The organism is Rhizobium tumorigenes (assembly GCF_003240565.2).
Taxonomy (GTDB): domain Bacteria; phylum Pseudomonadota; class Alphaproteobacteria; order Rhizobiales; family Rhizobiaceae; genus Rhizobium; species Rhizobium tumorigenes.
This window is the reverse complement of the sequence record NZ_CP117255.1, coordinates 711,284-734,150: the sequence shown is the minus strand read 5'-3', so window position 1 is coordinate 734,150 and position 22,867 is coordinate 711,284. Positions and strand designations below refer to the sequence as shown.

General features: G+C 63.2%; 27 protein-coding genes. 3 read left to right on the top strand and 24 right to left on the bottom strand.

The features are described 5' to 3' along the window. Position 1: 1 nt before the first annotated feature. The 8 genes from PR017_RS03635 to PR017_RS03600 form a co-directional block, all read right to left on the bottom strand. Positions 2 to 3,832 (bottom strand): baseplate multidomain protein megatron, encoded by a 3,831-nt coding sequence (locus PR017_RS03635; RefSeq protein ID WP_111220343.1) that lies wholly within the window; start codon positions 3,830 to 3,832, stop codon positions 2 to 4. A 362-nt stretch (positions 3,833 to 4,194) separates the two neighbouring features. Continuing rightward, positions 4,195 to 4,632, bottom strand: coding sequence for an NlpC/P60 family protein (locus PR017_RS03630; protein ID WP_111220342.1), 438 nt, complete (start codon positions 4,630 to 4,632; stop codon positions 4,195 to 4,197). Continuing rightward, positions 4,629 to 5,519, bottom strand: a complete 891-nt coding sequence (locus PR017_RS03625; RefSeq protein ID WP_111220341.1) for a DUF2163 domain-containing protein — start codon at positions 5,517 to 5,519, stop codon at positions 4,629 to 4,631. Before PR017_RS03625 ends, PR017_RS03630 begins: the two co-directional genes overlap by 4 nt. Continuing rightward, positions 5,516 to 6,157: a TIGR02217 family protein gene (locus PR017_RS03620; protein ID WP_111220340.1), complete on the bottom strand. Its 642-nt coding sequence runs from the start codon at positions 6,155 to 6,157 to the stop codon at positions 5,516 to 5,518. The genes PR017_RS03625 and PR017_RS03620 overlap by 4 nt, the downstream gene beginning before the upstream one ends. A gap of 8 nt (positions 6,158 to 6,165) precedes the next feature. Further along, a complete protein-coding gene (locus PR017_RS03615; protein WP_111220339.1) occupies positions 6,166 to 6,741 on the bottom strand; it encodes a phage tail tape measure protein in 576 nt (191 codons plus the stop codon). A gap of 35 nt (positions 6,742 to 6,776) precedes the next feature. After that, on the bottom strand, positions 6,777 to 7,019 hold the full coding sequence (locus PR017_RS03610; protein ID WP_111220338.1) for a rcc01693 family protein: 243 nt from the start codon (positions 7,017 to 7,019) through the stop codon (positions 6,777 to 6,779). Further along, complete coding sequence (locus PR017_RS03605; RefSeq protein WP_111220337.1) at positions 7,001 to 7,363, bottom strand: gene transfer agent family protein; 363 nt, start codon at positions 7,361 to 7,363, stop codon at positions 7,001 to 7,003. The genes PR017_RS03610 and PR017_RS03605 overlap by 19 nt, the downstream gene beginning before the upstream one ends. Further along, entirely contained in the window at positions 7,363 to 7,770 is a 408-nt protein-coding gene (locus PR017_RS03600) for a phage major tail protein, TP901-1 family (protein ID WP_111220336.1), read from the bottom strand. Before PR017_RS03600 ends, PR017_RS03605 begins: the two co-directional genes overlap by 1 nt. A gap of 172 nt (positions 7,771 to 7,942) precedes the next feature. Here PR017_RS03600 and PR017_RS03595 point away from each other — a divergent pair, with 172 nt between their 5' ends. Next, entirely contained in the window at positions 7,943 to 9,166 is a 1,224-nt protein-coding gene (locus PR017_RS03595) for an MFS transporter (RefSeq protein ID WP_111220335.1), read from the top strand. Between the two features lie 9 nt (positions 9,167 to 9,175). Here PR017_RS03595 and PR017_RS03590 read toward each other — a convergent pair whose 3' ends face one another. From PR017_RS03590 to PR017_RS03525, 14 genes are all read right to left on the bottom strand, one after another. Then, positions 9,176 to 9,577 carry a DUF3168 domain-containing protein gene (locus PR017_RS03590; protein WP_111220334.1) on the bottom strand — a complete coding sequence of 134 codons (402 nt, stop codon included), beginning with the start codon at positions 9,575 to 9,577 and terminating at the stop codon, positions 9,176 to 9,178. 106 nt (positions 9,578 to 9,683) lie between these two features. Further along, positions 9,684 to 10,019 (bottom strand): phage head closure protein, encoded by a 336-nt coding sequence (locus tag PR017_RS03585; protein WP_111220333.1) that lies wholly within the window; start codon positions 10,017 to 10,019, stop codon positions 9,684 to 9,686. A gap of 2 nt (positions 10,020 to 10,021) precedes the next feature. Then, positions 10,022 to 10,591, bottom strand: a complete 570-nt coding sequence (locus PR017_RS03580; RefSeq protein WP_111220332.1) for a head-tail connector protein — start codon at positions 10,589 to 10,591, stop codon at positions 10,022 to 10,024. Between the two features lie 147 nt (positions 10,592 to 10,738). Beyond that, complete coding sequence (locus PR017_RS03575; protein WP_111220331.1) at positions 10,739 to 12,004, bottom strand: phage major capsid protein; 1,266 nt, start codon at positions 12,002 to 12,004, stop codon at positions 10,739 to 10,741. Between the two features lie 4 nt (positions 12,005 to 12,008). After that, entirely contained in the window at positions 12,009 to 12,599 is a 591-nt protein-coding gene (locus PR017_RS03570; protein ID WP_206423172.1) for an HK97 family phage prohead protease, read from the bottom strand. A 58-nt stretch (positions 12,600 to 12,657) separates the two neighbouring features. Beyond that, positions 12,658 to 12,978 carry a DUF6107 family protein gene (locus PR017_RS03565; protein ID WP_111220330.1) on the bottom strand — a complete coding sequence of 107 codons (321 nt, stop codon included), beginning with the start codon at positions 12,976 to 12,978 and terminating at the stop codon, positions 12,658 to 12,660. A gap of 191 nt (positions 12,979 to 13,169) precedes the next feature. Then, positions 13,170 to 13,487 carry a type II toxin-antitoxin system RelE/ParE family toxin gene (locus PR017_RS03560; protein ID WP_111220329.1) on the bottom strand — a complete coding sequence of 106 codons (318 nt, stop codon included), beginning with the start codon at positions 13,485 to 13,487 and terminating at the stop codon, positions 13,170 to 13,172. Continuing rightward, positions 13,484 to 13,762: a CopG family ribbon-helix-helix protein gene (locus PR017_RS03555; protein ID WP_111220328.1), complete on the bottom strand. Its 279-nt coding sequence runs from the start codon at positions 13,760 to 13,762 to the stop codon at positions 13,484 to 13,486. The genes PR017_RS03560 and PR017_RS03555 overlap by 4 nt, the downstream gene beginning before the upstream one ends. Positions 13,763 to 13,814: 52 nt before the next feature. Next, entirely contained in the window at positions 13,815 to 14,972 is a 1,158-nt protein-coding gene (locus PR017_RS03550) for a phage portal protein (protein ID WP_111220327.1), read from the bottom strand. 224 nt (positions 14,973 to 15,196) lie between these two features. After that, a complete protein-coding gene (locus PR017_RS03545; RefSeq protein ID WP_133255589.1) occupies positions 15,197 to 15,589 on the bottom strand; it encodes a hypothetical protein in 393 nt (130 codons plus the stop codon). Positions 15,590 to 15,723: 134 nt separating this feature from the next. Continuing rightward, on the bottom strand, positions 15,724 to 16,032 hold the full coding sequence (locus PR017_RS03540) for a Dabb family protein (RefSeq protein ID WP_111220325.1): 309 nt from the start codon (positions 16,030 to 16,032) through the stop codon (positions 15,724 to 15,726). 92 nt (positions 16,033 to 16,124) lie between these two features. Further along, positions 16,125 to 16,487: an HVO_A0114 family putative DNA-binding protein gene (locus PR017_RS03535; RefSeq protein WP_111220324.1), complete on the bottom strand. Its 363-nt coding sequence runs from the start codon at positions 16,485 to 16,487 to the stop codon at positions 16,125 to 16,127. Further along, the gene (locus PR017_RS03530; RefSeq protein WP_111220323.1) at positions 16,474 to 16,770 is read right to left on the bottom strand and encodes a toxin-antitoxin system TumE family protein; all 297 of its coding nucleotides are present in this window, start codon (positions 16,768 to 16,770) and stop codon (positions 16,474 to 16,476) included. The genes PR017_RS03535 and PR017_RS03530 overlap by 14 nt, the downstream gene beginning before the upstream one ends. A 127-nt stretch (positions 16,771 to 16,897) precedes the next feature. Then, entirely contained in the window at positions 16,898 to 18,736 is a 1,839-nt protein-coding gene (locus tag PR017_RS03525) for an alkaline phosphatase family protein (RefSeq protein WP_111220322.1), read from the bottom strand. 228 nt (positions 18,737 to 18,964) lie between these two features. On the opposite strand from PR017_RS03525, the gene PR017_RS03520 reads away from it, so the two are divergent. Both PR017_RS03520 and PR017_RS03515 read left to right on the top strand, forming a co-directional pair. Further along, positions 18,965 to 19,930, top strand: a complete 966-nt coding sequence (locus tag PR017_RS03520) for a magnesium and cobalt transport protein CorA (protein ID WP_111220321.1) — start codon at positions 18,965 to 18,967, stop codon at positions 19,928 to 19,930. 54 nt (positions 19,931 to 19,984) lie between these two features. Next, positions 19,985 to 20,389, top strand: coding sequence for an acyl-CoA thioesterase (locus PR017_RS03515; protein ID WP_111220320.1), 405 nt, complete (start codon positions 19,985 to 19,987; stop codon positions 20,387 to 20,389). 11 nt (positions 20,390 to 20,400) lie between these two features. On the opposite strand, the gene PR017_RS03510 is transcribed toward PR017_RS03515, so the two are convergent. Then, positions 20,401 to 21,018: a glycoside hydrolase family 19 protein gene (locus tag PR017_RS03510; RefSeq protein WP_111220319.1), complete on the bottom strand. Its 618-nt coding sequence runs from the start codon at positions 21,016 to 21,018 to the stop codon at positions 20,401 to 20,403. Positions 21,019 to 21,563: 545 nt separating this feature from the next. Continuing rightward, the gene (locus PR017_RS03505; protein ID WP_111220773.1) at positions 21,564 to 22,769 is read right to left on the bottom strand and encodes a DNA-packaging protein; all 1,206 of its coding nucleotides are present in this window, start codon (positions 22,767 to 22,769) and stop codon (positions 21,564 to 21,566) included. Positions 22,770 to 22,867: the final 98 nt, after the last annotated feature.

Here is a 22,867-nt window from a genome sequence, read left to right as displayed (position 1 = left end):
ACTAGACTGCCACGACGGCAGCGGCCGGAATGCCGATCGGCACCCGCTGGCCCATTTGCGAAACGACAATCTCAAGGTGAGGCTGCGCCACGCCGAAATCGGCGAGCTCGTCGCTGGCCAAATAGGTCCATCCGGCCGTGACGACCTCGACCCGCCGTTTCAGCACCGCGCCCTGCATGAGATCGACACGATAGCGCTCGGTCGGCTCGTCGAGGGCAATGTCGGACGGTATCCAGCTGTCCGCATCGATCCGGCCCCGGCGTATCCAGGTGAAGACAGCCGCCCCGTCCGCATTGCGGCTGCCAGCTATGTGGACCGGCGAGAGTGGCGTCTCGGCGCGGATACCGCCGGCAAAGACGATGGGTCCCACCCTGTCGCTCGATCCCGGCGCCTCGGCGATCCAGTTGAGTTGCAGGCCCATCTCGTCGCTGGCAAGACCAAGTGGCTTGACGGCCGCGTCGAGCATGACGAACGGAGCATCTGTGGCAATGCCCGCCGCCGTAGCATCCTCCGTTCCCCCCAGCCCGCGCAGCAGGCCCGACAGCCGCCAGCGTCCAGGCACAATTTCCTCCGCCTCTATGAACGACCCGATTTCCCATGTCCCCGCTGCGCTTTGCACGGCAAAGCGATTGGCGCCGTTGAGCACCGAGATCTTCAGTGCCGACTCCAGCCCGCCATAGGCAAGATCGACGGTGAGCGACTGCGACCAGTCGAACCGGCCGCTGACGCCGGAAAATAGTGGCGCCACGACCGAGCCTATCTTTGCCGGACGGTCGAGCATCAGGCGCCGGGCAAACGCCTCGGTGGATGGTGACGAGGACAGGACGGTCGTGCGCCACGGTCGGGCGTAGACGGCACCGCATGCAAAATTGCTTGGCGAGCCGCTTTCGAACTGCGGCAGGTCCATCAGTTCGACGACCGGCGCAAAGACATCGGAAGCCGAGCCGCCGCCAGACCTTACCGGCGTCGAGGCTGCGATCGCGCCGCCGGCAAGCGATGCGAACTCGCGGGCTTCGATGTTTCGCGCGGCACCGTCCTCGATGCGGGTCACCAGGAAGCGGCCTTCGGGGCCATCGGCCAGGGAAATCACATCGCCCGGCTGGAGGTGACTGGCTGTCGGGGATAGCGAAAGAGTAAGCGAGCGGCGCGAGGCCCGGTTGTCGCGCAATAGGTTTTCGGCTGCCTGTAGCACCGCCTCCTCCGGCACGACGGCGCCGAGATCGTTGCGGAGCACGCGATTCGATGCAGAGGGCGCCCGCCTCGAGCGGACGCTGGCCTGCTCGTAGTCGGCCAGGGGGTCGTAGAAAGTGACGATAGCCTCGGCGGCGAAATCGCTGTCATGGCCGCGCGTTTCCTGCCAGAGCGGTTGGCCTTCGACGTCGACGACAGCGCAGATGAGGATGGGAGCCAGGCTCGCGGCAGCCCTCGAGCGAAACCGCAGTACCGGGCCATCCTCGATCACGTCGATTTGGAAGACCTCAAGCAGCGGCGTCAGCATGTCGCGGGCGGAGGTGACGTCTCCCTGGGCATAGCCGGAAAGGTCTCCGCTCACCTCGGAAACATCGAAGTCGCTGAAATTCTGGTCTGTCAGTATGGCAGCGATAACGTCGGCAAGGGTGCCGGCGCCAAGCCGTCCGTTCAGCCAGTGCCCCGTCCGCCAGTTACTCCCATCGCTCCAGAGCGCCGTATCGACAGGGAAAGCAGGATAAGGCCGTGCATCCCAGGTCCAAACGAAAATGCGATCGGGATCGACGATGCCGGAGCCGGCCCAATGATCGTGATGGGCCTCGAGAAAGCGGCGCTGAACGCTGTCGGCACGCATGCGGTTGGAGAAATAGGGCGCCGCCGATTCCACCGATTTCGGGTCGAGAAAGACGTTCGGTTGGTTAGCGCCCTTGTCGATTGCCGGGCATCCAAGCTCCGTCAGCCAGATCGGTTTTGCCTGTGGTACCCAGGCTGTCGGCGTGGTGCGCTCGACACCCCCGGCGCGCTCATAATGAAGGCTGCTCCACCAGCTACCGATGTCCTTGTAGCGAAACACCCAGGGCTTTGCCGCAAGGCCATCCGAAATCGACGACCGATGCCGGGCGATCCTGTCGGCAGCGCTTGCGTAGTACCAGTCGAAGCCCTCGCCGCTGTCGATTGCCGCCGCCAGGCCCGCAAGATCGTCCTGGATGCGGAAGCCGTCGGGATTGGCCTTTGCAAGGTCATCGTCGCGCCAGTCGGACAACGGCATGTAATTGTCGATGCCGACGGCGTCGATATCCGGCGAGGCCCACAGCGGGTCGAGATGGAAATAGACGTCGCCTGAGCCGTCGTCCGGGTGGTAGCCGAAATATTCGCTCCAGTCGGCGCCATAGGTGAGCCTTGTCGTGGGGCCGACGATGGCACGGATGTCCGTCGCCATCGTCGCAAGAGCCTGGACGAAAGGAAAGCTGCCGCCGGCATCGCGCAGTTGCGTCAACCCACGAAGTTCCGAACCGAGGATGAACCCGTCAACGCCACCCGCCGCTATAGCCAGATGGGCGTAGTGCAGCAGCATGCGGCGGTAACCTTCGTCCGTGCCGTGATAGGCGACCGCCGCGCCGTCCCTTGAAAAATCGGCCGAGGAGGCCGCACCGCAAAAAGCCGCAACCTGTGCGCCTGCCACAGTTGTCCGGTCCGCTGTGCCGGGCCGACCGATCGCCGGGAAGGCGGTGATCCGGCCACGCCACGGATAGGCCGCCTGCTCCCCTGCCCCTTCCGGATCCGGGAACCCGTTGCCGACGGGTATGTCCATCATCAGGAACGGGTAGATGAAGACGCCCAGCCCGCGCTGCCTGAGATCGGCGATTGCCTGCAACACGCTGGCGTCATCCGGGGTGCCGCCATAAGCAGGCGCACCGTCGATGAGGCTGATCAGATGGGCGTCCGCGCGGTCGATACCCGACACGGACCACCGACTGCTCTCGCTGTCACGGGCCAGCGTCTCCACGCCGGGAACGATGCGGCAGTGCCCGGCGCGCAGATCGGTGCCAAACCAGGCAACGACGAGTGCGACGCTTTTCAGATTGGGGCATAGCGCCGTCAGTTCGTCGATCGAGGCCTGCCAATCGGTCGCCGCCGTCAACACGTTGCGGTTGATGGCGCGCATGCTGCCGGCACCGGTTTTTTCGGATACCCGGGTCGTGCTGTAACCGTGCTCTGTCGAGCCCGGGATGATCGTTACCGCGCGGATCTGCCGCTCCAGGCGCCCGATCGGCCGCACCACCTCAAACTGGAACAGCGGAATGCGATTACCGAATGTATCGAGCGGCAGTCGTTCGAAGACGACGTAGGCAATTCCCCGGTACGCCGGTGCATGGCCTGCGCCCTGCTTGGCCTCGATCAGCGGATCCGCCAGTTGGTCTTCGGAGCCTCTGTAGACGCGCATCTCGATCTGGGTCAGATCCACCTCCTTGCCATCCGCCCAGACGCGGCGGATGCAGGCGATGGGTCCCTCGCAAAGGCCGACGGCGAAGTTGGCGAAATAGCGGAATGTCTCGACACGCGACCCGGTCGACTTGCCGCCGGAGCGCTCGGTGGAGACCTCCTCCTCGAAACGGGTCGCCCATATCAAGGTGCCTCCCAGCCGCGCAGTGCCGTAGAGCCGGATGATTGCCGCCCCTTCGTCGGCACCCGGAATGCGCGCCGTCGCCATTCTCGCACCCGAAACGGTGCGGCTGCCGTTGATCAGCGCCTTGTCGACGACGCTGCCCGCCAACGCACCTGCGGCCCTGCCGATCATCGCGCCGACCGGCCCGAAAACACTGCCGAGAGCAGCACCCGCCGCCTGAAAGAGGATGGTTGCCATGAACATCTCGCTGAGTTGGACAAGGGAGGTCAGCGCCGGGAAACCCCGCACTTGAAAATACTCTTTTAAATTGTATTGTCGTCAAAGATCGGGAGCAGAAGCAGAAAGCGTCGTACCAGCCGGCGCGTCGGCGAGCATTGGCTACGCCGGCATTGGCAAAGGCCTTGCTCTCGAACATGGAGGTGAGGTTATGTGGTGGTTTCCACTTAGCATCACGCTTACTGTGAGAAAAACCCGGACGGGCTGGTTTGTAACCGTCCGGGTCCACATCATAGCGTAGGCAAACGGTGAGCGAGGTTAGCCCCTCGCTCACCACTTCAAAATACTAAAGGTTGAGGACTTTTGCAAGTCGGGGCGTGTGTCTAACGCGGCGGGAAGCGGAAGGTGGCGGCCACCCGTCTGCGCCAGGAAGGTACGAATGGCGAGCGGATCACGGCTGCCTGTTCGTAGGCGTGGATGAAATGTCCGGCATGATCGAGAATACCGGCATGCTTGGCAGCATGCTCCGGTCGCCAGCGAAACAGAAGGAGATCGCCCGGCTTTGCATCTCCGAGGCACCCGGATTGTCCGAAATGCCGAAGCGCTGCGTTCAATAGACGTTCTTCGCCGCTGCGCTCCGCCCAGTCTTGCGCGTAGGCAGGAGGCAACTCCGGATCTTTGCCGTAGAGTTCGCGCCAGATACCCCTGACGAGACCGAGGCAATCGCACCCGACGCCTTTGTTGGCGCCCTGGTGCCTGTAGGGCGTGCCAATCCAGCTTTCGGCAATCTCCAGCACCTGTCGTGCAACATCTTGGCTCATGGAAACAACGGGCTCCCGTCGTGCAGGCTCGTACCGTCCGCATAGGTGTAGGCAAAGTCGGCGCCCGGCACGTGCGGGCAGCCGCGAAAATTAGCAGTATTGGCAAACTTGGCGCGGCAGGTGGTGAACGCCTTGTCGCAGCCGGCCGTCAGCGCAACGCGGGTGCCGATCTCGGGCGCGTTTGAAAGGGGCAGCCAAAGGGTCAGTTGCGTTACCGCGCCGATGGTCGAATGGCTATCGACATCGGCGGCCTTGCCACTGTTTCGCCCATCGAGAAAGACCAGGCTGCCTCGGGCGAAATAGCCGTCGGCGAACCCGGCAATGCCGGTTAGCGTCATCCTGGTTGCTTCTTCCACGGAGGAGACAAGTCCCTCGGCACGGTATTGCGGCAAGGCGAGATCGATGCCGCACCTGGGGTCGCCGACGGTGGCATCGCAGCGGCGGTTGTAGATGCGGCCCTGCGGCTCGGAAAGGTGGGCGGCAAAGCTGCGCAACTCCGCCTGGAACTGGCCGATCTGGCGGGTGACAGCGCCGATCTCCTGCACCTTCAGGAGGAGATGCTGGTCGGGGGCGGACCAGTTGACGAGATAGACCTCGACACGAGCCGCGTCGTAGCGGCCGGCGGCGAGGTCGGCCTCGGAAATGGCATCGCTGGAGAAACCTCCGGTGACATCGCTTGTGGTTGCTGGCAATCCGGCCTGTTCCTCGCCGTCGCTGGCTGCAAAACCGCTTGCTGCGAGATAACGTGTATACAGAAAATCAAGGTCATGGTCGTGGTCGGTGAAGCCGAGAACGATACCGTCGCGGCGGATGACGCGCCAGCAATGGCAGAGCGTTGTGGCATCGCCGGCGAGATGGGCCGCCAGCGCCGGATCGATCGTTCTCATGGCAAGATCTCCACCAGGGGAATGGAAGGGATGCGGCCCGCCTGAAAGGCGGACAGGCTGATATCGATGCGGTCGATGGCAAATCGTACGGGGACATCGAAGGCAAAACCGGCGGTCACTAAAACACCCGCCGCCGGAATGGCGTGGCTTGCAAAGACGACAATGCCTGTCGTCGGATCGCAGGAGACGCCGGCGGGCGGAACGGCGATGCCTCCGACGGCCACCAGCACGGAGCCGGCCACCGGCTTTGCGATTGCGCGCACGGACTGCCCGGCCATATCGGCATAGGTCTTCGTAAGCGCGAAACTGGTCGTCGTGCCGTCACCCGTGCCGATTAGCTGGTCGAAGGCCGTCAGCGGTGCGCCGGGCGGTGCCGATGCGAAGTCGATGGGATCGCGAAACCGGAAGCCGGAGAGCTGGCCGCTGCGGGCCTCGAAGAATGCCAGTACCTCATACAGATCGGCGACAGAGCGGACGCCCGAGCCGGCATCGTAGCTGCGGCGGGCATCGCGCCAGCGGCTGTTACGGCTTTCGCGGCCGTTCGACAGGTTGACGATATCGGTTCGCCGCACCGGCCCGCCGCTGGTGGCCAGCGACAGGCGCAGCGGAAAGCGGATATCGTGGAATGCGAGGGTCATCGGTAGCCTCAAAGATTGCGCTGGCCGCGCAGTGCCGTGCGCGCCAGCATGGCTGAAATCTGCGCCTGGCTTTTCTGGAAGCCCTGGACATCCGGCGTGGTGATGTTGACGACAACGGACGAACCGCCGCCGCCTGAACTCGCCACCCCGAGCGAGCCGTCGGAGCCGCGCTTCAGCGGCAGGATCGCTTCGGAGCCCGCCTCGCCCATCAGGCCGAGATCGCTGCCCATCGGAAAATAGGTTGGCGAGGCGACGACACCGCCGTCGGCAAAGGCCGTTACGTTCCCGGGTACGCCACCCCTCGCAAAGCCGAACAGCTTGCCGATGCCGCTGCTCAGGCTGTCGGCAGCGCCGCCGAGTGCCGTTTCGAGCGGCTTCAACCCGGCTGACAGGGCGATGTTGGTCAGTCGGCTGGCAAGACCCTGCAACACGCCGTCGAGCCCCTTGCCGCCGGTGGTGGCAGACGCCAGTGCGCTGCCGAGCGCCGAACCGAACGACCGTGAGCGGCTGTCGAGGTCGTCGAGGGTCTGCTTCAAGGCCTGCGCCTGCGTGTTGGTGTCTGAGAGATCGGTTGTTTCGGTCATCGGGTTCCTGCAGCTCGTTGCAACGTTTGATGGGATCAGTCCGGAAAGAGCACCATCATTGCGGCCAGTCCGGCGCGGTCGAGCGACGAACTGCGCGGCGACAGGCCTCCGGCCATGGCATGGAATTCAATGGGCGTCATCGCCCAGAATATGACGGGGGGAAGCCGCAGCAGGCAGAGGCCGACATGCAGGGCACGATGCCAGGGAAAGGCTGTTGGCCTTGCCCTGTCGGCCCCGTCGGCTGCCTCGCCTGCTGCGGCTAGCGAGGGCCCGGCGATATATGCTCGTGATCGCCGAGAAACGTTGCCGCCAGCAGATTACCGACGATAGCCGCCGTGGCAGCGATGCCGCCGCCGATGCCGGCTGCGGCGACGTCGTCGTCGGAATAGACGTTGCCGCCTCCCCGCAGGCCGGCGCCGAGGATGCGGATGAGATCGGACGCCTTAAGGCCGCCATGCGAAAATCTTGCCGCCAGGCCGGCGAGATCGTCGGCAGCGAAAGCGGTTTCGAGTTCGGCCAGTGCGCCGAGCGTCAGGCAGAGGATGCGGCGCTCGCCGTCTATCTCGGCCTCGATCTCGCCGCGGCGGCGATTGGCGCGGGCACCTGTGCGCGGGCGCAGCATCACAGCACCCCGAAGGTGATGACGCCTGCGGATTCCAGTGCGATATCGAAGGTGACCTCGCCATTGTGCTCGCCGCCATAATCGAGCGCCGATACCTGGAACGCACCGCTGACTGTGCCGAAATCGGGAATGACGATCTGCCAGGAAAGGATCGATCCGTTGAAGAAGGCGGTGCGGATCAGCGCGTCCGAGGCATGATCCTTGAACAGGCCTGAACCGGAGAGCCCGGCGCGCTGGACGCCGGCGCCGCCAAGAAGCTCGCGCCACCGCCCGGCGCTCTCGGCATCGGTGATATCCACCGTCTCGGCATTGAACGACAGCTTTTTGCTGCGCAGGCCCGCCACCGTCTCGTAAGCGCCGCCATTGTCGATCTTCAACAGCAGGTCCTTGCCCTTCTGCGCGACCATTCGGATATCCTTTCAAGGAAAATGCGCCGGGAAAGACGCTTGCAAAATCGGAATTTTCTGCGCGCCGGACATCGGCAAAAGGGAGGGTCCGGACGTCATCGAGATGTCACTTTCAACGTCTCGGGCAAGCTGCTACGCAAGGTCACAAACAGGTCACGAAGCGCCGCTTTTCATGCCCAAAGCTTTTTCACCGCGTTCGGCACAGATCGTTGCCGTCCTCAGCATCACGCAGCTTGTCAGCTGGGGCACCAGCTTCGACATGCTCGGCGTCATGGGGCGCATCGTCGCGCCCGATCTCGGCCTTCCCAACGAGGTGATCTTTTCCGGCCTGACCTTGATGATGGTGGTCAGCGGCCTCTGCAGCCCGGTAACGGGTCGCTGGATTGGCCGCTACGGCGCGGCCCGCGTGCTCGCAGCCTCGTCGATCGTCTTTGCCCTCGGCCTGCTGCTGCTTTCGGCGGCAAATGGCATCGTCGTCTACGGGATCGCCTGGCTTGTCATCGGGTTCGGCGGTGCGCTCGGGCTGAACGCGCCAGCCTATGCCGCCGTCATCGAGCGCGAGGGGATGAACGGCAAGCGCATCATCACCATCATGATGCTGTTTACCGGCCTGTCGGCCACCCTTTTCTGGCCAATCCTGACCTTGCTCAACGCCCATCTCGGATGGCGGGGGACCTATGTCGCCTGCGCCGCCCTGCACCTTTGTCTTTGCCTGCCGCTTTATCTGTTTGCCCTGCCGAAGCCTGTCGTCGCGGCAAGAGGCGAACCCGGACACCTGACGCCGCCTGTACCGCTGTCACCGGCAGGCCGGCGCAAGGCTTTCCTGCTGATCGCGGCGGCCACGACGATATCCACCTTCGTGACCTTCGGGCTGGCCCCGTCGCTGCTCGAGATCTTCCGGCAATACGGTGCGTCGCCGGCGCTGGCGCTGCAACTCGGCTCGGCACGCGGCGTCATCGGTATCTCCGCGCGGCTGATGGACATGCTGCTTGGCCGGCGCGGCAGCCCGGTGCTGAGCGCCATCATCGGGATAGGCCTGATGGTCACGAGCTTCCTGCTCCTGCTGCTTTTCGGAGCGTCGACGGCGCAGCTTGTCATCTTCACGCTGTTGTTCGGGTTCGGCTCAGGTGTCATGGCGGTCGCACGCGCGCTGCTGCCTCTGGCACTGTTTTCGCCAAGCGAGTACGGCCTGCATGCCGCGCGATTGTCGCTGCCGCAAAACCTCGCCAATGCCACCGCCCCTGTGGTCTTCACCGCAGTCCTCGACTATGCCGGAGCGCCTACGGCGCTTGGCGTGTGTGTCGTTCTCTCGTCAGGCGCACTCATGCTGATCCTGGCGCTCGGCCTGCTGGTGCGGCGGGCAACGGCAGTGGGTGCCGTTCTGGCGCAGGCGTAAGAGCCGTCCCTATTCCGTCACCGCCCGAAACCGCATCTCGGCGCAAAACAGCCGCGTCTTCGGCTCGCGCCTTGCCTTCGTTGCGAGATGGCGGAAATTGACCAGCGCGTAGGTGGCAAGTGGCAGGGACGCGTCCTGCAGGAGGCTGCCGACGATGGCGGCGATCTGCTGCGCCTGTCGCTGGCCGGCAGCATCGGACCAGACCTGCAGCGTCAGAAAATGCTCCTCTCCGGGCTCGGTGGATGTCGAATAATCGTTGCTGGCGAGTTCGGAGACGACGATGCACGGCAATTGCCGGCCCGTGACAAGCCGATCGCGAATACCGTCGATACCGATCATCTCTGTCAGGGATACGCTGCCGGCAAGCGCGGTATGGATGGCCTGCAGCAACTCGTTGGCAGCGGATCTCATCGTCCGGTCTCCTTGCCTGCCGGGTTCCGGAAATGCGCGTTGCCGGAAGCCAAAAGCTTTGCCAGCACTGCCGCAAGGTCTGGCAGGGTATATGTCGAAAGTGCGGTCATACCGACTTCTCCTGGCAATGACAGATCAGATACCGGCGGCTATCGTCAGGGTCCTGCGTGCCGCCGATAAAGAACAGCCGGCTGCCCTTGCTCAGCCGCATGCCGGGCACGACATCGGCGCGCCAGCGCAGCCAGATCAGGTGCGTGCGCCTGAATATCTCGCTCGACGCTTCCTCTTCCACCGACCCGCTGACCGGCTCGATCAGCGCCCAGCACGATGCCGTCTCGACAAAGGTCCGGGTAACGCCACCCTGGCCATCAGGCGTTTCGAGCGGCGCCTCCAGATTGAGGCGGGCGGTCATGCGGCCGGGGTCGAAGAAGGTCGAGCGCATGGTCAAAGGCTCCGGAGCAGGAAGGGCGCAACCAGCCGGTCGTAGCCGGGCGGGATCAGCGCCGGCTGGTCCTCGATGCCGACGACGCCGCGGCACGAAAACATCTGCGCCACATGGGTCAGCATCGCCCGCTTCAGCGTGTCCGGCACATCGTTGGCGGTCGGGCCGAAACCGGCGACAAAATCGATTTCGATACCGTTGACGGCGCGGCCTGACCACAGGCGCTGGCGGAGCATAAGCCGCGCCGGTTGCCTGATGCCATCCAGCACATAACCTTCGAGCGGGACTATCGAGGACTGGCCGAGCTCGTCATAAACGGTAATGGCAACAATGGCTTGCACCGGAACTCTGGCAATCGGAATCACGCCGTCTTCACAGATTGAATCAAGATAGAGACGCCAGCGCTGGGTCATCAGGCAAAGGCCGGTGCTGCGCTCCAGATGCTCGCGGGCAACCGCGATCAGGCAGGCAATGAGCTCGTCCTCGTCGGACGTATCCAGCCGCAGATGTGCCTTCACCTTGGCAAGCGTCAATGCCTCCGCTGAGGGCGGAGTGATCTGGGCATAGGTCATGGGACATCTTTCATATGAGATCGAGTAGACGGCCCGCGCCCTCGCCCTGCCCTCTCCCCGAAGGCAGAGGGAGATGGAGCGAGAGGCGGTGCCGGCATTCCCTTCTCCCCTCGGGGAGAAGGTGCCGTCAGGCGGATGAGGGGTGCTTCAGCTGACAGAGAACTTGATCAGCTTGATCGCCTCGAAATCCTGCACTCCGCCGCCGACGCGCTTGGTGGTGTAGAACAGCACGTAGGGTTTGGCTGAATAGGGATCGCGCAGGACGCGGATGCCGGTGCGGTCAACGACGAGGTAGCCGGCGCGGAAATCGCCGAAGGCAATGGCCGGCGCATCGGCGGCGATATCCGGCATGTCCTCCGCTTCGGTAATCGGGAAGCCCATCAGCGAGGCCGGCTGTCCGGCGGCAGACGGCGCCCGCCACAGATAGTTGCCATCGGCATCCTTGAACTTGCGGATGGTTGCCTGGCTGCGGCGGTTCATGACGAAATTGCCGTTCTGGCGATGGCCGGCCTTCACAGCGTAGACGGCATCGATCAGCACGTCCGTCGGCCCGGCGGTGCGAAAGGCACCGGCAGCACCGGTGGCGATATAGCCGAGATTACCCCAGCTCCAGCCGGCATCCGCTACCGATGGGTACGCCAGAAACCCTTTCGGCTTGGCGACGCCATCGCCGGTGACGAAGGCGGTGCCTTCCTGCTCGGCAAAGACGATGTCGACCTCGCTGGAAATCCAGTTCTCGATGTCGACGGCGGCATCGTCGAGCAGCGCCTGGGTGGCGGCCGGCATGGCATAGAGTTCCATGGTCGGGAAGGTCAGCTCGGCCAGCTGCGGCGCGGTGGTCTGAGGCCGGGCGGCAGTTTCCGACACCCAGCCGGAGGCGAGCCCCTGCGTGGTGAACGGCTTCTTCAGGACGGAGCCGGACACCTGGCGAACCGTCGCCAGCGCGCGGATCGGCGAGACCACCGACAGGCGGCGACCGATCTCGGTGTCGGTCTGGTCGGGCACCAGATAGCCGCCGTCCCCGTTGGAACCGACCGACAGCGCCTTGGCTTCGATCTCGCGCAATCCCGACGCGTCGCCACGGCGAATATAGGTTTCGAAGGCCGCCTTGTGTTCGGCGGCATCGACGGAGCCTGAAAGGCTGCGACCGAGCGGCGGGCGGCCCTTTTTCAGCACCAGCTGGTCGAGGACCTTATTGTGATCGTCCATCGCCTTGTTGATGCGGTCAACCTTTTCGCGCGTCACCACGTCCGATGTCAGCTTGCCCTCGATCTCGCCGAGGCGCCGGTCGTTGACATCCTTGAAGGCTTCGAACGCCTCCATGAATTCCTCGAAGGCTGCCCCCACGGTTTCCGGCACTGTCTTGATTTCCATTGCACCACCGCGCGGTGCCGTCGCTGTCTGCTCGCTCATGCGATCATCCTTGTTTGAAGGTTTCGGTCATCAAATGCCGGGCCGCCCGCCTGATGTGGCGGACAAGCTCGGTCTCCCTGTCGCGGAACCACCGCGCATTCTTGACATTCTGGACGCGGGCCGACGGCAGCATCGGAAAGGTGACCACCGAGATTTCCCAGAGGTCGGCTTCCAGGATGCGCCGCACGCCGGATTTTGCGTCGGTGCGAGCCCTGACGGTGCGGAAGCCGATGGACAGCCCGTCGAGGGCGGAATTTTTCAAGAGCTGATGCACCTCGCGGGCGCGCGCCACACCATCGGCCAGCTGGCCCTCGACATAGAGGCCGCGCTCATCCTCGCGGATGGTCTTCCAGGCGCCGATCGGCTCGGACGGGTCGTGCTGGAACAGCATGCGGATGCCCGATGCACCGCGCGTGGCGAGCGACCGGGCAAAGGCGCCGCGCTCGACGCGATCGCTGCCGAGATCGACCTCGCCGAAGACGCTGGCATAGCCGGAAAAGCTGCCGTCACGGGTGAGCCCCCTGAGTTCGAGACTGGCAAATTTGCAGCTGTCGATACCCATGGGGGATCGAGCAGACACGCTGGGTGCGGTCATGGCGAAGTCTCCGGATTGCGATGTTGAGGTGGTGTGAGGGGCGGTTTAGGCGCTCCTGTCAGGCGTCGTGTTTCTGGCCGTAGCGGTCGGCAAGCCGCGACAGGATGCCGAGGGCCCACCAGGCGCAGAGGCTGGCGGCGGCGGAGCCGGCAAGCATGATGTCCGATGCTGCCAGCACATGCGAGACATTGAGCCGCTCGGACGCCCAAACGCCTGTCGGACCGCCGAAGATCAGGCCACAGGCAAGGCCCGTGAAAAAACGCATTGCTGCCTCGCGACGGGTCTTCGGCAGCAGATAGATCAGCGACACAGCCGCCCCCGCCGAAGCGCCGACGAGCCTCGTCGCCCACATCGAAGTATCGCCCGGAAGGTGCGCCATTGTTAATATCTCCGGTTTAGGAACGGGATGTCGCATGCCGCTGCCAGCGTCGACCATGCCCGGCACGGGACGGCAGGGATTGATTTCAGTGAATCTTTTGAATCCGTTCGCGCCCGAACTTCGCAGGCCTGGCGAGGAACTTGATATTTTGAATGAGCGGATAACGGGCGGCTAAATTGCCGCCGCCGGCCCTATTCCGTTTCAGGAATTTCCGGACCTTCGTTTTTATCGAGATCGGGTCCCTGCTGGCGCCCATGCCAGATCATGAGAATGGCGACTTCAGCTGGATGGACTTCATAGTCGACGATGTAGGGCGGCGTCACGAAGCGCCGCACGTTGCCGCGCGCGATCACCGGTGTCCCGACATTCGGATAGTCGGACAGCGTTCTCTGCAGATGTCGCAACTGCCGCGACACATCGGCAGCGGCGCGCTTGTTAACACGCCCGAGATACGTTCTTTCGGCGCGTATGAACCCGGCGGCACGCGTCGAAATGCGCACCTTGGTCATGCCGCATTTTCCTTGCGCATCGGCTGCGTTTCGCCTTCGACCTCAAACTCCGCAAGCAGGTCGTCCAGGTCCATCACATTGCCAGCCTCGACTTCTTCCTGGGCCGCCATGATCTGCAGGATGTCGTTTCCTTCCTGCATCAGGTAATATTTCAGCGCCCTGACGATCACCCAGCTGCGGCTGCGCTCGGAGACCTTGGCGATGGTTTCGATGTTCTTCAGGATGTCTTCCGGAATGCGCAGGGCGATGGGGTCGGAGAGGACGGGCTTTGTCATCGGGAGGCTCCTTGTCTTGCTATACGACGTATAACAAATTTCAGGCACCTCATCAATAACCCACCGCCTGGCGCTTTTCGGCGTCTGTCAGGAAATCCGCCTGGCCGACACGGGCCCAGAGTTCGCTGCGTTCGGCGGCAAGGCCGGCGATCTTGTCGAGATCCGGCTCCAGCCGCAGTCCTTCGCCATAGGCCGTGGCAAACCACAGGGAGAGAGCCGAGGCGGTGCGGGTGAGCAGCGGCAGGACGGTCAACCGGTAGAAGGCGCGATTGGCCTCCTGGTAGTTGGCATAGGTGTTGTCGCCGGGGATGCCGAGCAACATCGGCGGCACCCCGAAGGCCAACGCGATATCACGGGCAGCGCCATTGCGGGCCTCGACGAAATCCATGTCCTTCGGCGACAGGCCCATCGACTTCCAGTCCAGCCCGCCTTCGAGAAGCAGCGGCCGGCCGGCCCGCATAGGCCCGGAATAGCCTTCGTCGAGTTCCTGTTTCAGCCGCTCGTACTGGTCCGGCGAAAGGTTTCCACCCTCCTTCGGCTGGTAGACGAGCGCCCCCGATGGCCGCGCCGAGTTGTCGAGCAACGCCTTGTTCCAGGTCGAGGAGGCATTGTGAAGATCGAGCGCCACCTGGGCAGCCGCCAGCGGCGGAAAGCCGAGATGGTCGTCGAGCGGATGAAAAAGTTTCAGGTGCAGCAGCGTCAGGCCATCGCTCTCGGCAGCAAAGCGGCGCACGAGGCCGCCAACGCGGTATTCATAGGCTTCCGGCCAGCCATCGCGGCCCTCGACGATGGCGACACGATCCGGCCGCAGCAGGTGCAGCTCGCGCAAGGTGCCGCCGACCATCAGCGGCTCGACATAGGCATTGCCCGACAGAAGCAAATGGCCGTGCAGCGCCTCGAAGAAATCCGGGCCCGCCATGCGCCCATTCGGCTGTCGCATCAGCGACAGCAACGGATGCTCGCCAACCTCCCGGTCGCCCTCGTAGAGCAGCCAGGAGACAGATGCCGCCGCCTCCGCCACCAGCCGCACCGAACGATGCGCCACAGGGTTCTTCATGAACCCCTCACGCGCCAGCGCCGCATAGGACCGCCCCGTCCAGTGCGCCCGACCCTCGGACGTCAACGTCATCATCGAGCCGCTTGCCTTGTGCTCGGCCACAGCCCTGCGGCCCGCCGTGGAACGCCACGGCAGGGTGAACGGGAGTTTCATTGGGATGTCCTTTTGAGTTGCGATTAAGTCGCCTTAAGCCTGTGGGGCTGGCAGAGCAGGCTCGACGGATCTCCTCTTGTGGGGGAGATGCCCGAAAGGGCAGAGGGGGCTCTGCGGAAAGTTAGAATTCGCTGGCAGATACGCTGATGTCTCCCCCGCGTGGGAGAATATCTGCGCCACGCTTTGAACGTCTGTTCACGCTGTCCCGAAAACGCGACGTGTCCTCAAAATGCTTGTGCTTCGAACCTGACGATCAGTGTCTTCCACGACTTGTACTTGTCCAATGGCAACCCGGTAAACGGTGCGGCTTGCAAAATCGTTCGAGTGACCAATTCTGCAAATCTTTGCTGCTGAGCGGCGGTACCACCGGTTATATGTGGCGCGGGTTTGCCGCTGATTTCACCACGCGTGTTCAGGTTGACCCGAACTTCGGCGCGTAGCCCGCGAATCGCCAAATCAGACGGCAAATTCCAGCGTGCTATGATCGCACGCATGACGCCGTCAATCGTTGATTGTTTCAGCATAGCCGGCCTGGCTTCTGCGCGGGCAACCAGCAGCACCAGTGAAAGGACAAGAGCGAGGCACAGTTTAGATTTGGTATTCATTTGAAAACTCACGTGCTGCTCCCAGATACCGCACCTTTAAAGCCATTACAGTAGCAATGGACATCCCTGTTGCGCGCCCTCAAGCGACCGCCGCTTTCCGCAAGCCCAGCCGCTCGAAATCCTCCAGCCAAGCTCCCCACCGCCCCCTAAATCGCCTCCCGCACCGCCGTCTCGCTGTCGTAATCCGCGGCAATCCGCATCTCGCGCAATGGCCGGACGCGTTCTATCGAGATCTGGTAGTTCGGATGGGCCTTGTAGGCCGCCAGTGCTGCCTCGTCGTCGAATTCGCCGTAGACGACGAGGTCGACGTCGGTGCCGAGCTGGTCGGTCTTGACGTTGGTGCCGATCTCCAGCAGCCTGACGTGGGGGATTTCGGTGAGGATCGACAGGCCCGCCCGGACCGCCTCCAGGTTGGCCCGATCGGCGACGTTGAAGAAGACGATATGACGGATCACGCGTGGCACTCCTCGAGGACATTGTCTGTCGCAGCGGTTAGCATGCGCGCCGCCAGCGTTCAACCGTGGCATGCTGCCCCGGGTTCAGCCCATCAAGCAGCAAGGTCCAACGCCATTTCGGCGGTGATCTTTTCCCATGGCACCGAGATCGCGCCGTCTGGATCGCGGTCGACAAGGCCTGCTGCCATCAGCGCATGTACGTCGCGATGGACGCCGCGATAATCACGCTTCAACAGATGGGAGAGGTGACGGATCGATGTCGCGCCATTGCTCCTCAATGTCCGCAGCAATTGCCAGCGCCCAGCCGTCAGCACGGTTAGAAGACTTTCCATGCTTTCGAAGGCCAGGCTGCCTGTCGTTTCAACGGCTTCCCTCGCGTCTATAGCTCGCGCGGAAAGCGCCGCCTTGGCGAAGAAGGCATCGAGATTCGAGACATGCAGCCTAACTTCCTTCACGCTCAACCTCCCGCCTTACATCCCGCTCGAAGTCACGGACCAGTTGCTCCAGGGTCGTAAATACATACGGTTCTTCCGATGTCCGATAATGGCGATGATCGCTCTTACCCGTCTCGTTGTCATAGGCAACAATACGCTCGCCCGGATGGCCATAGAAGAGAGAATACTTCAGTCCATGAGGCCACTCATCATCCGCGGTCGGCAAGCGCCACACACGGATCTGCACGATGGCCCCGGACGCCAACCAAAACTTGTTGTCCAATATCAGCGTGGCACGAGGCATACCACGTCATAGATAGCATATGCTGCGATTATCATCAACAAACCTCTTTGCCACACCAAATGTCGCCCCGCCCAAACAAAAAACGGCAGCACACCGGCTGCCGTTTCGACGTTCGCCCCGGCCTGCCTCAGTTGGTCGCCGTACCGTCCGAGACGGTGAGGCCGACGGTGCGGCCGGGGAAGCCGGCGGCGTCGAAGTAACGGACGTCGCCGACAGTCTGCATGTCGATGATGGTCTTGAGGCCACTGGCCGATGGTTCGGACACCAGCATTTTCGTGGCGACCTCGGGCATGGTGCCGTCCTTCATCGCTTCGGTGATGACGCGGCCGACGAGCTTGCCCTTGTCTTCGGTCTTGAGGTCGAGAATGCGGGCGATGGTCTTGCCCACGTCGGCGTTGCTGGTCGGCGCGGCGTCGACGAAGCCGGACTTGAAGTCAGGGCCGATCATCGCCTGGAAGTTCCAGGTGTCGGCGCGGCTGAATGAGCCGTGCATGCCCTGGCCCTGCTGCAGCCCGCTGTCGGCGACCTCGGCGGTGCAGCGTTCCGGCTGGCCGCAGATCGTCGAGAACGAGCGGAAGTTGACGGCGATGGCCGGCATCGGCGTGACGGCAGATCCCTCCAGTGCGATGTCGTCGAGCGACAGCGTGCCGGGGAATGCGCCGAGCGACTTGGCGACGAAGATGCCACTGACGTAATCCTGCTTCAGGAGCGCGTCGACGACGTTCTTTGCCGTCGCCTTGTCGCCGTCCGGCAGGTAGATCAGGTCAGATCCGCCGTTGGCAGCCACCACCACCTTCGGGTGGTCCTTGTCTCCGCCGATCAGGCCGTTGCCGCTCTTCGGGTGCTGGCCGGCGTCGATGGCCTTGTAATCCTGGTCAGGATCGATCAGCGGCAGGCTCAGTGCCTTGGCAAGATCGAGCGAAAGGAAGCCGACGGGCAGCAGGCCGGGGGTGACGTCGGCGTAGCTCGCCTTGGCGGCGGCGCTGGTCTGGCTTTGCTTCGAAATCGTCGAGAAACCATGGTCGGCGGTGACAATGATGTCGGTGCTGTCGGCCAGCCCCTGTTCCTGCAGGGCAGCGCGCAGGCGGCCGAGATCGTCGTCGGCATTGCGGATGGCCGCCATCGATGTCGGGCCATTTATGCCGGGCACCAGCTTGCCGAGACTGTCGCCCTGGTTATGCTGGGTGCCATCGGGATCGCGGGACCAAAAGACCATGACGAAGGGCTTATGCTTGTCGGCAAGCTCGGGCAGCACGGCGCGGGTGGCGGCGGCGGCGAAATAATCCTGCTGGATGGTGTTGGCCGATTTCGTCCCTGCCGTCTGGAAATCGCCCGACTTGCTGTTGGGCCCACGGCCTGGCGCTGCCAGTGGCAGCCCGGCGGCCTTCAGGCGATCCTGTGTTTCGGCAGACAGCGGGATACCCTTCTCGGTGCCGGTAGCATCGTCGATCAGGATGGTCTTTTCGCCGGTTCGCTCAGTGTGGTCGAAAATCAGCGCCGGGCCGAGCTTGCCGATCGAGGCGGTGGCAAACCCCTTGTCGCGGGCCATCTGCAGGATCGTCGCCTCGTTCAGGTAGTTACCGGAGAAATGCTCGTCAACATCGCCGAGCACCGGATCGCTTTCGAGAAACGGCGTCAGGCTCTTGCCGGCGCCGGGAACCTGGAAGCCGGTGTAGATGGTGTTCGAAAAATCGCCGGTATCGCCGAGATAATGGCCGGTCGCCAGTGCGGAGGCATTGGCCGTGGTAAAGGTCGGAAACAGAGAGTGGCTGTTGCGCAGATAGACGCCGTTGCGGGCGAGCGCCGCCATGTTGGGCGCCGTGGTGTCGTCGACAACGGGGCTGCGGAGACCGTCGGCAACGAACAGGATGACATTGTGCGGCTGGTCGGCGGCACCGGCAGGGCCGATGGCGCAAAGGCTGGCAACACCGGCTGCGAGCGCGGCGGAAAGAAGTTTCAATGTCATGGCTGTCTCCGATCTCTTGACTGAACCCGACGCTAGCCGCCCTGCTTGACAGTTTCGTGACAGTTTTATGCGTCGAACTCCGCCGACGATTGCAGGCGCTGCGGACGCATGCGGCCGACACCACGCAAAAATTCGCGCCTGCCCTTACATCGGGCCGCAGGGTGCCTAGATAGCCGCGGTAGATGGCGTTCATGCGGGTGTTGCATGGGCTGAGACGGGGTCCTTTGCATGAGCGTTGTTGCTTCTTTTCTGTATCGCGATGGCGTGCGGGCCGAGCAGGTGCCGATTGCGGCAGCGGTTGCGCCGATGGCGGAGAACGAATTCGTCTGGATCGGCCTGCATGATCCGACCCTCGACGAACTGCAGGTCCTGCAGCGCTCGTTCGGGCTGCACCGCCTGGCGGTCGAGGATGCGCTGAATGCCAAGCAGGTTCCCAAACTGGATATCTATGGCGAGCAGTTGTTCGTGCTGGCAAAGACCGCCCACCTCACCGGCGACGACATCGACTATGGCGAGACGGCGATCTTCGTCGGCAAGCGCCATATCATTACGGTCCGGCACGGATCGGACCGGGGCCACAGCCAGTTGCGCGGCCAGCTCGAGGAATCGCCGCAGCTGCTAGCCCACGGCACCGACTACGTGCTGCATGCGATCATCGATTTCATCGTCGATGGCTACCTGCCGGTCGTCCAGACGATCGAGGACCATGTGCTTGCCATGGAAAGCCGCATGCTCGAATCCTTCCTCGAGCGGACCCAGATCACCCGCCTGTTCCAGCTGCGCCGCCAGGTCATCCTTTTCCAGCGCGTCCTCGGGCCGATGTCGGAACTGTGCGGCAAGCTCGTCCATCTCGACCTGCCCTGTCTCGACTACGAGGCGAAGCCCTATTTCCGCGACGTGCTCGACCATGTCCACCGGGTGGAATCGATGGTTGCCGGCCTCAGGGATGTCATCACCTCCGTGTTCGAGGCCAGTAACCTGCTCGAGCAGCAGCGCCAGGGGGTGATTACCCGGCAACTGGCGGCCTGGGCGGCGATCCTTGCCGTGCCCACTGCGATTGCGGGCATCTACGGCATGAATTTCGAAAACATGCCCGAACTGAAGACCGAGTATGGCTATTACGTCGTACTCGGCGTCATCGTCATCCTCTGCGGCGGGCTCTACATGCGCTTCAAAAAGACCGGCTGGATCTGAGCTCCCCGGCAACCCGGTATTGAATAGCTCTTGCGCTGCTCCCAAGTGTAGTACATGCCGCATCACCCGACACCGACGTTCGAGCACCACATCACGATATCGCCTGGGGACATCGACCAGATGGGCCATGTCAACAACGCTGTCTATCTTCAATGGGTGCAGGAAACGATCGTCAGCTACTGGAAACACATCGCGCCTATCGAGGCCCGGGCAGGCCTGCTCTGGGTCGCGCTCAAGCACGACATAACCTACCGCGCGCCCCTGTTCCTCGACGACAATGTCGAGGCGCTGGTGACGGCTACCGAGACCCGGGGTTCACGGGCGTCGTTCAAAACCATCTTCAAGCGCGGCAAGGATGTGTCTGCGGAAGTCATCAGCTCCTGGTGCTGCATCGATGCGGCCACCCGCAAGCCCAAGCGTGTTGCACGCGACCTCGTCCGCAAGTTCCTACCCGACTGAGGCTGGCTGACCTAAACCGTGTAGCTCAGTGCCGCATAATAGATCTTGCCGTAGCCGCCAATCGCGTCGGCACGGTCGAGGCCGTTGACGATCCGGCGGGCGTTGACCCAGTCGCTCCTGGTCTTGTTGAAATAGTCCGCCAGCTTGCGGCCGGTGAAGCTGCCGTTCAGCATGCCGTATAAGATGATCTGGACGGCCACGTCCAGGCCCAGCGCAAGATCGGGATCGGCGACCAGATCGACGCCGATGGCATCCCCGAGCTTCCGGTAATTCGCCTTGAAGGTGATCTGCACCAGTCCGCGGCCGAACCAGTATTTCCCATCGGCATCCTTGCGCCAGTACGGCGTCTTCACCCAGGAGAGCTTGCCCGCATCCCAGGCCGCCTCCAGCCGGGCCGCGGCCTGCTCGTCGGTGTTGGCCAGCGTCTCTCGAACAGGCTGCATGGTGAAGGCGGTCTCGTGGTAGGCGGTCGCCAGGATATAGGCGAGCCACCGGTCGTCGCTTTTGGCGTGGTCCTTTTCCCAGGCATCGAGGACGGCCTCGTGGCCCTCGACCTGCGCCATGTTCAGGCCGTTTGAATAGAGTTTTTCGCGCAGCTGGTCGAAGAAGAAATCGCGGTTCAGGGTCATTTGTCTCTCCATTGTCTCTGCAGCGGAATGGACTTGTGCACCGGAGGTCGTCACGTCGCGAATGCGCTCCGTAGAGCGCTACGTGTCCTTTCTTTGTGAGGCGATTCATGGAGCAGCGACACAACCCTGCGCGCGTATCTTGGCTACGGCTGCAAGCATCGTGGATTGAATTCGGGCGCCGGAACATCGATGCTTCTGAGGCTTCAGATGCAGCGAGGCTGGAGGCGATTGCGAGATCTCCACAACTTCAATCGTTTAAAAAAATTTCAATCGTTTAAAGTTTTTAAACACCTGATTTACAAGTGCTTTAAGCTGTGGAACAGTTGATGTCACAAAGTCGTTATCTGCGCAGTAAACAGTTGATGAGGTTCACGATGTCAAAGCCCGACCACAGTAACAAAACAGTTCCCCAGGATGTTTTCGAGCGCCACGAAAGCGAATGGCGGCAGATGCAGACCCGCGACACGGCTCCGAAGCCGGCGACCCATACCGCCCAGGCCTGAGACTTGCGGGCAGCCCGGTGCTGCCCGCCATCATTCACGCTTTCAGATGCCGCGAACGCGAGGCTCGCCGCCACCTTCCAGCATCAGCGCCGTCAACGCCCAGACCAGCGCATCGAGCCGGTCTGGAGACCGGCCGAGCGACAATCCATCCGGTCCGAAATCGCACATCTGGTCTTCCAGCGCCGTGAAACGCCCGGCGTGACCGACGCGGCCTTGTTCGTAGAGGGCTGCCACCGGCTCGGCCCGCAGAAATTTGCCGCGCGTGGCGCGTACCGTCGTTACCGGCAGGTTGATGTCGATGCTGCGCAGCATGGCCGTCACCATGTCGCCACCCTGGTTGATTTCGGCAACGATACGGTCGGCATCGAAACGCCGGAAGGCCCTGACGACGGCCCCCGCCCATGTGGCAGGACTTGCGCCTTCCACCGAGCAATCGGCGAGCACCACCGCCCTTCCCGAGGCCTCGAGGCCTGCGACGACGATGCCGCAGCAGGCATTGGGCCCGGCAGAGGCCGGTGGGTCGACGGCAACGACGATGCGCCGGAGCGGGCCAGTCAGTTTTTGCACCAGCGCCGCAATCGTGTCGCGCTTCCAGAGACCATCCTCGCGGTCCTCTATCAGTTCTCCATCCAGCTCCTGGCGCCCCAGCCGCGTGCCGCCGTAGCGGGCGGCAAGCGCCGAGATGAACCCCGGCGACAGGTTGCCCGCATTGGAAAGCGTCGACAGACGCGTAACGACCGTGCCGGCATCGGCCAACAGGTTTTTGAGCAAGGGCACCGGGCGCGGCGTCGTGGTGACCAGCTGCTGTGGATGCTCGCCGAGACGAAGCCCGAACTGCAGCATGTCAAAGGTTTCCTGGCCATGCTTCCATTTGGCCAGCTCGTCGCACCAGGCGAAATGAAACTGCGGCCCGCGCAGGCTTTCCGGATCTTCGGAAGAGAATATCTGGGCCACCGCACCATTCGGCCAGACCAGCCGGCGGCGGGAGATCTCGAAATCCGGCCGCTTCAGCCGGGCGATGCGGCAGATGCCGGACACGCCGTCGATCATCACCTCGCGGGCATCGCCAAGCGTTTCGGCGACCAGCGCGATACGAAGATCGGACCGGTCTCCGGCGCTGGCGAGCCCATGAACCCATTCGGCGCCGGCCCTTGTCTTGCCGGAGCCGCGACCGCCGAGCAGCAACCAGCTGCGCCAACACCCGGGCGGCGGCCTCTGATGATCGCGACCGGCGATCTCCCAGTCCATGACGGCGAGATATTCCGCAGAAAGCGCATCCAGGACAGCATCGCAATCGGTGTCGCCCACCATCCGGCCTCCCCTCGCCGCCAGCGCTGGACCGCCAG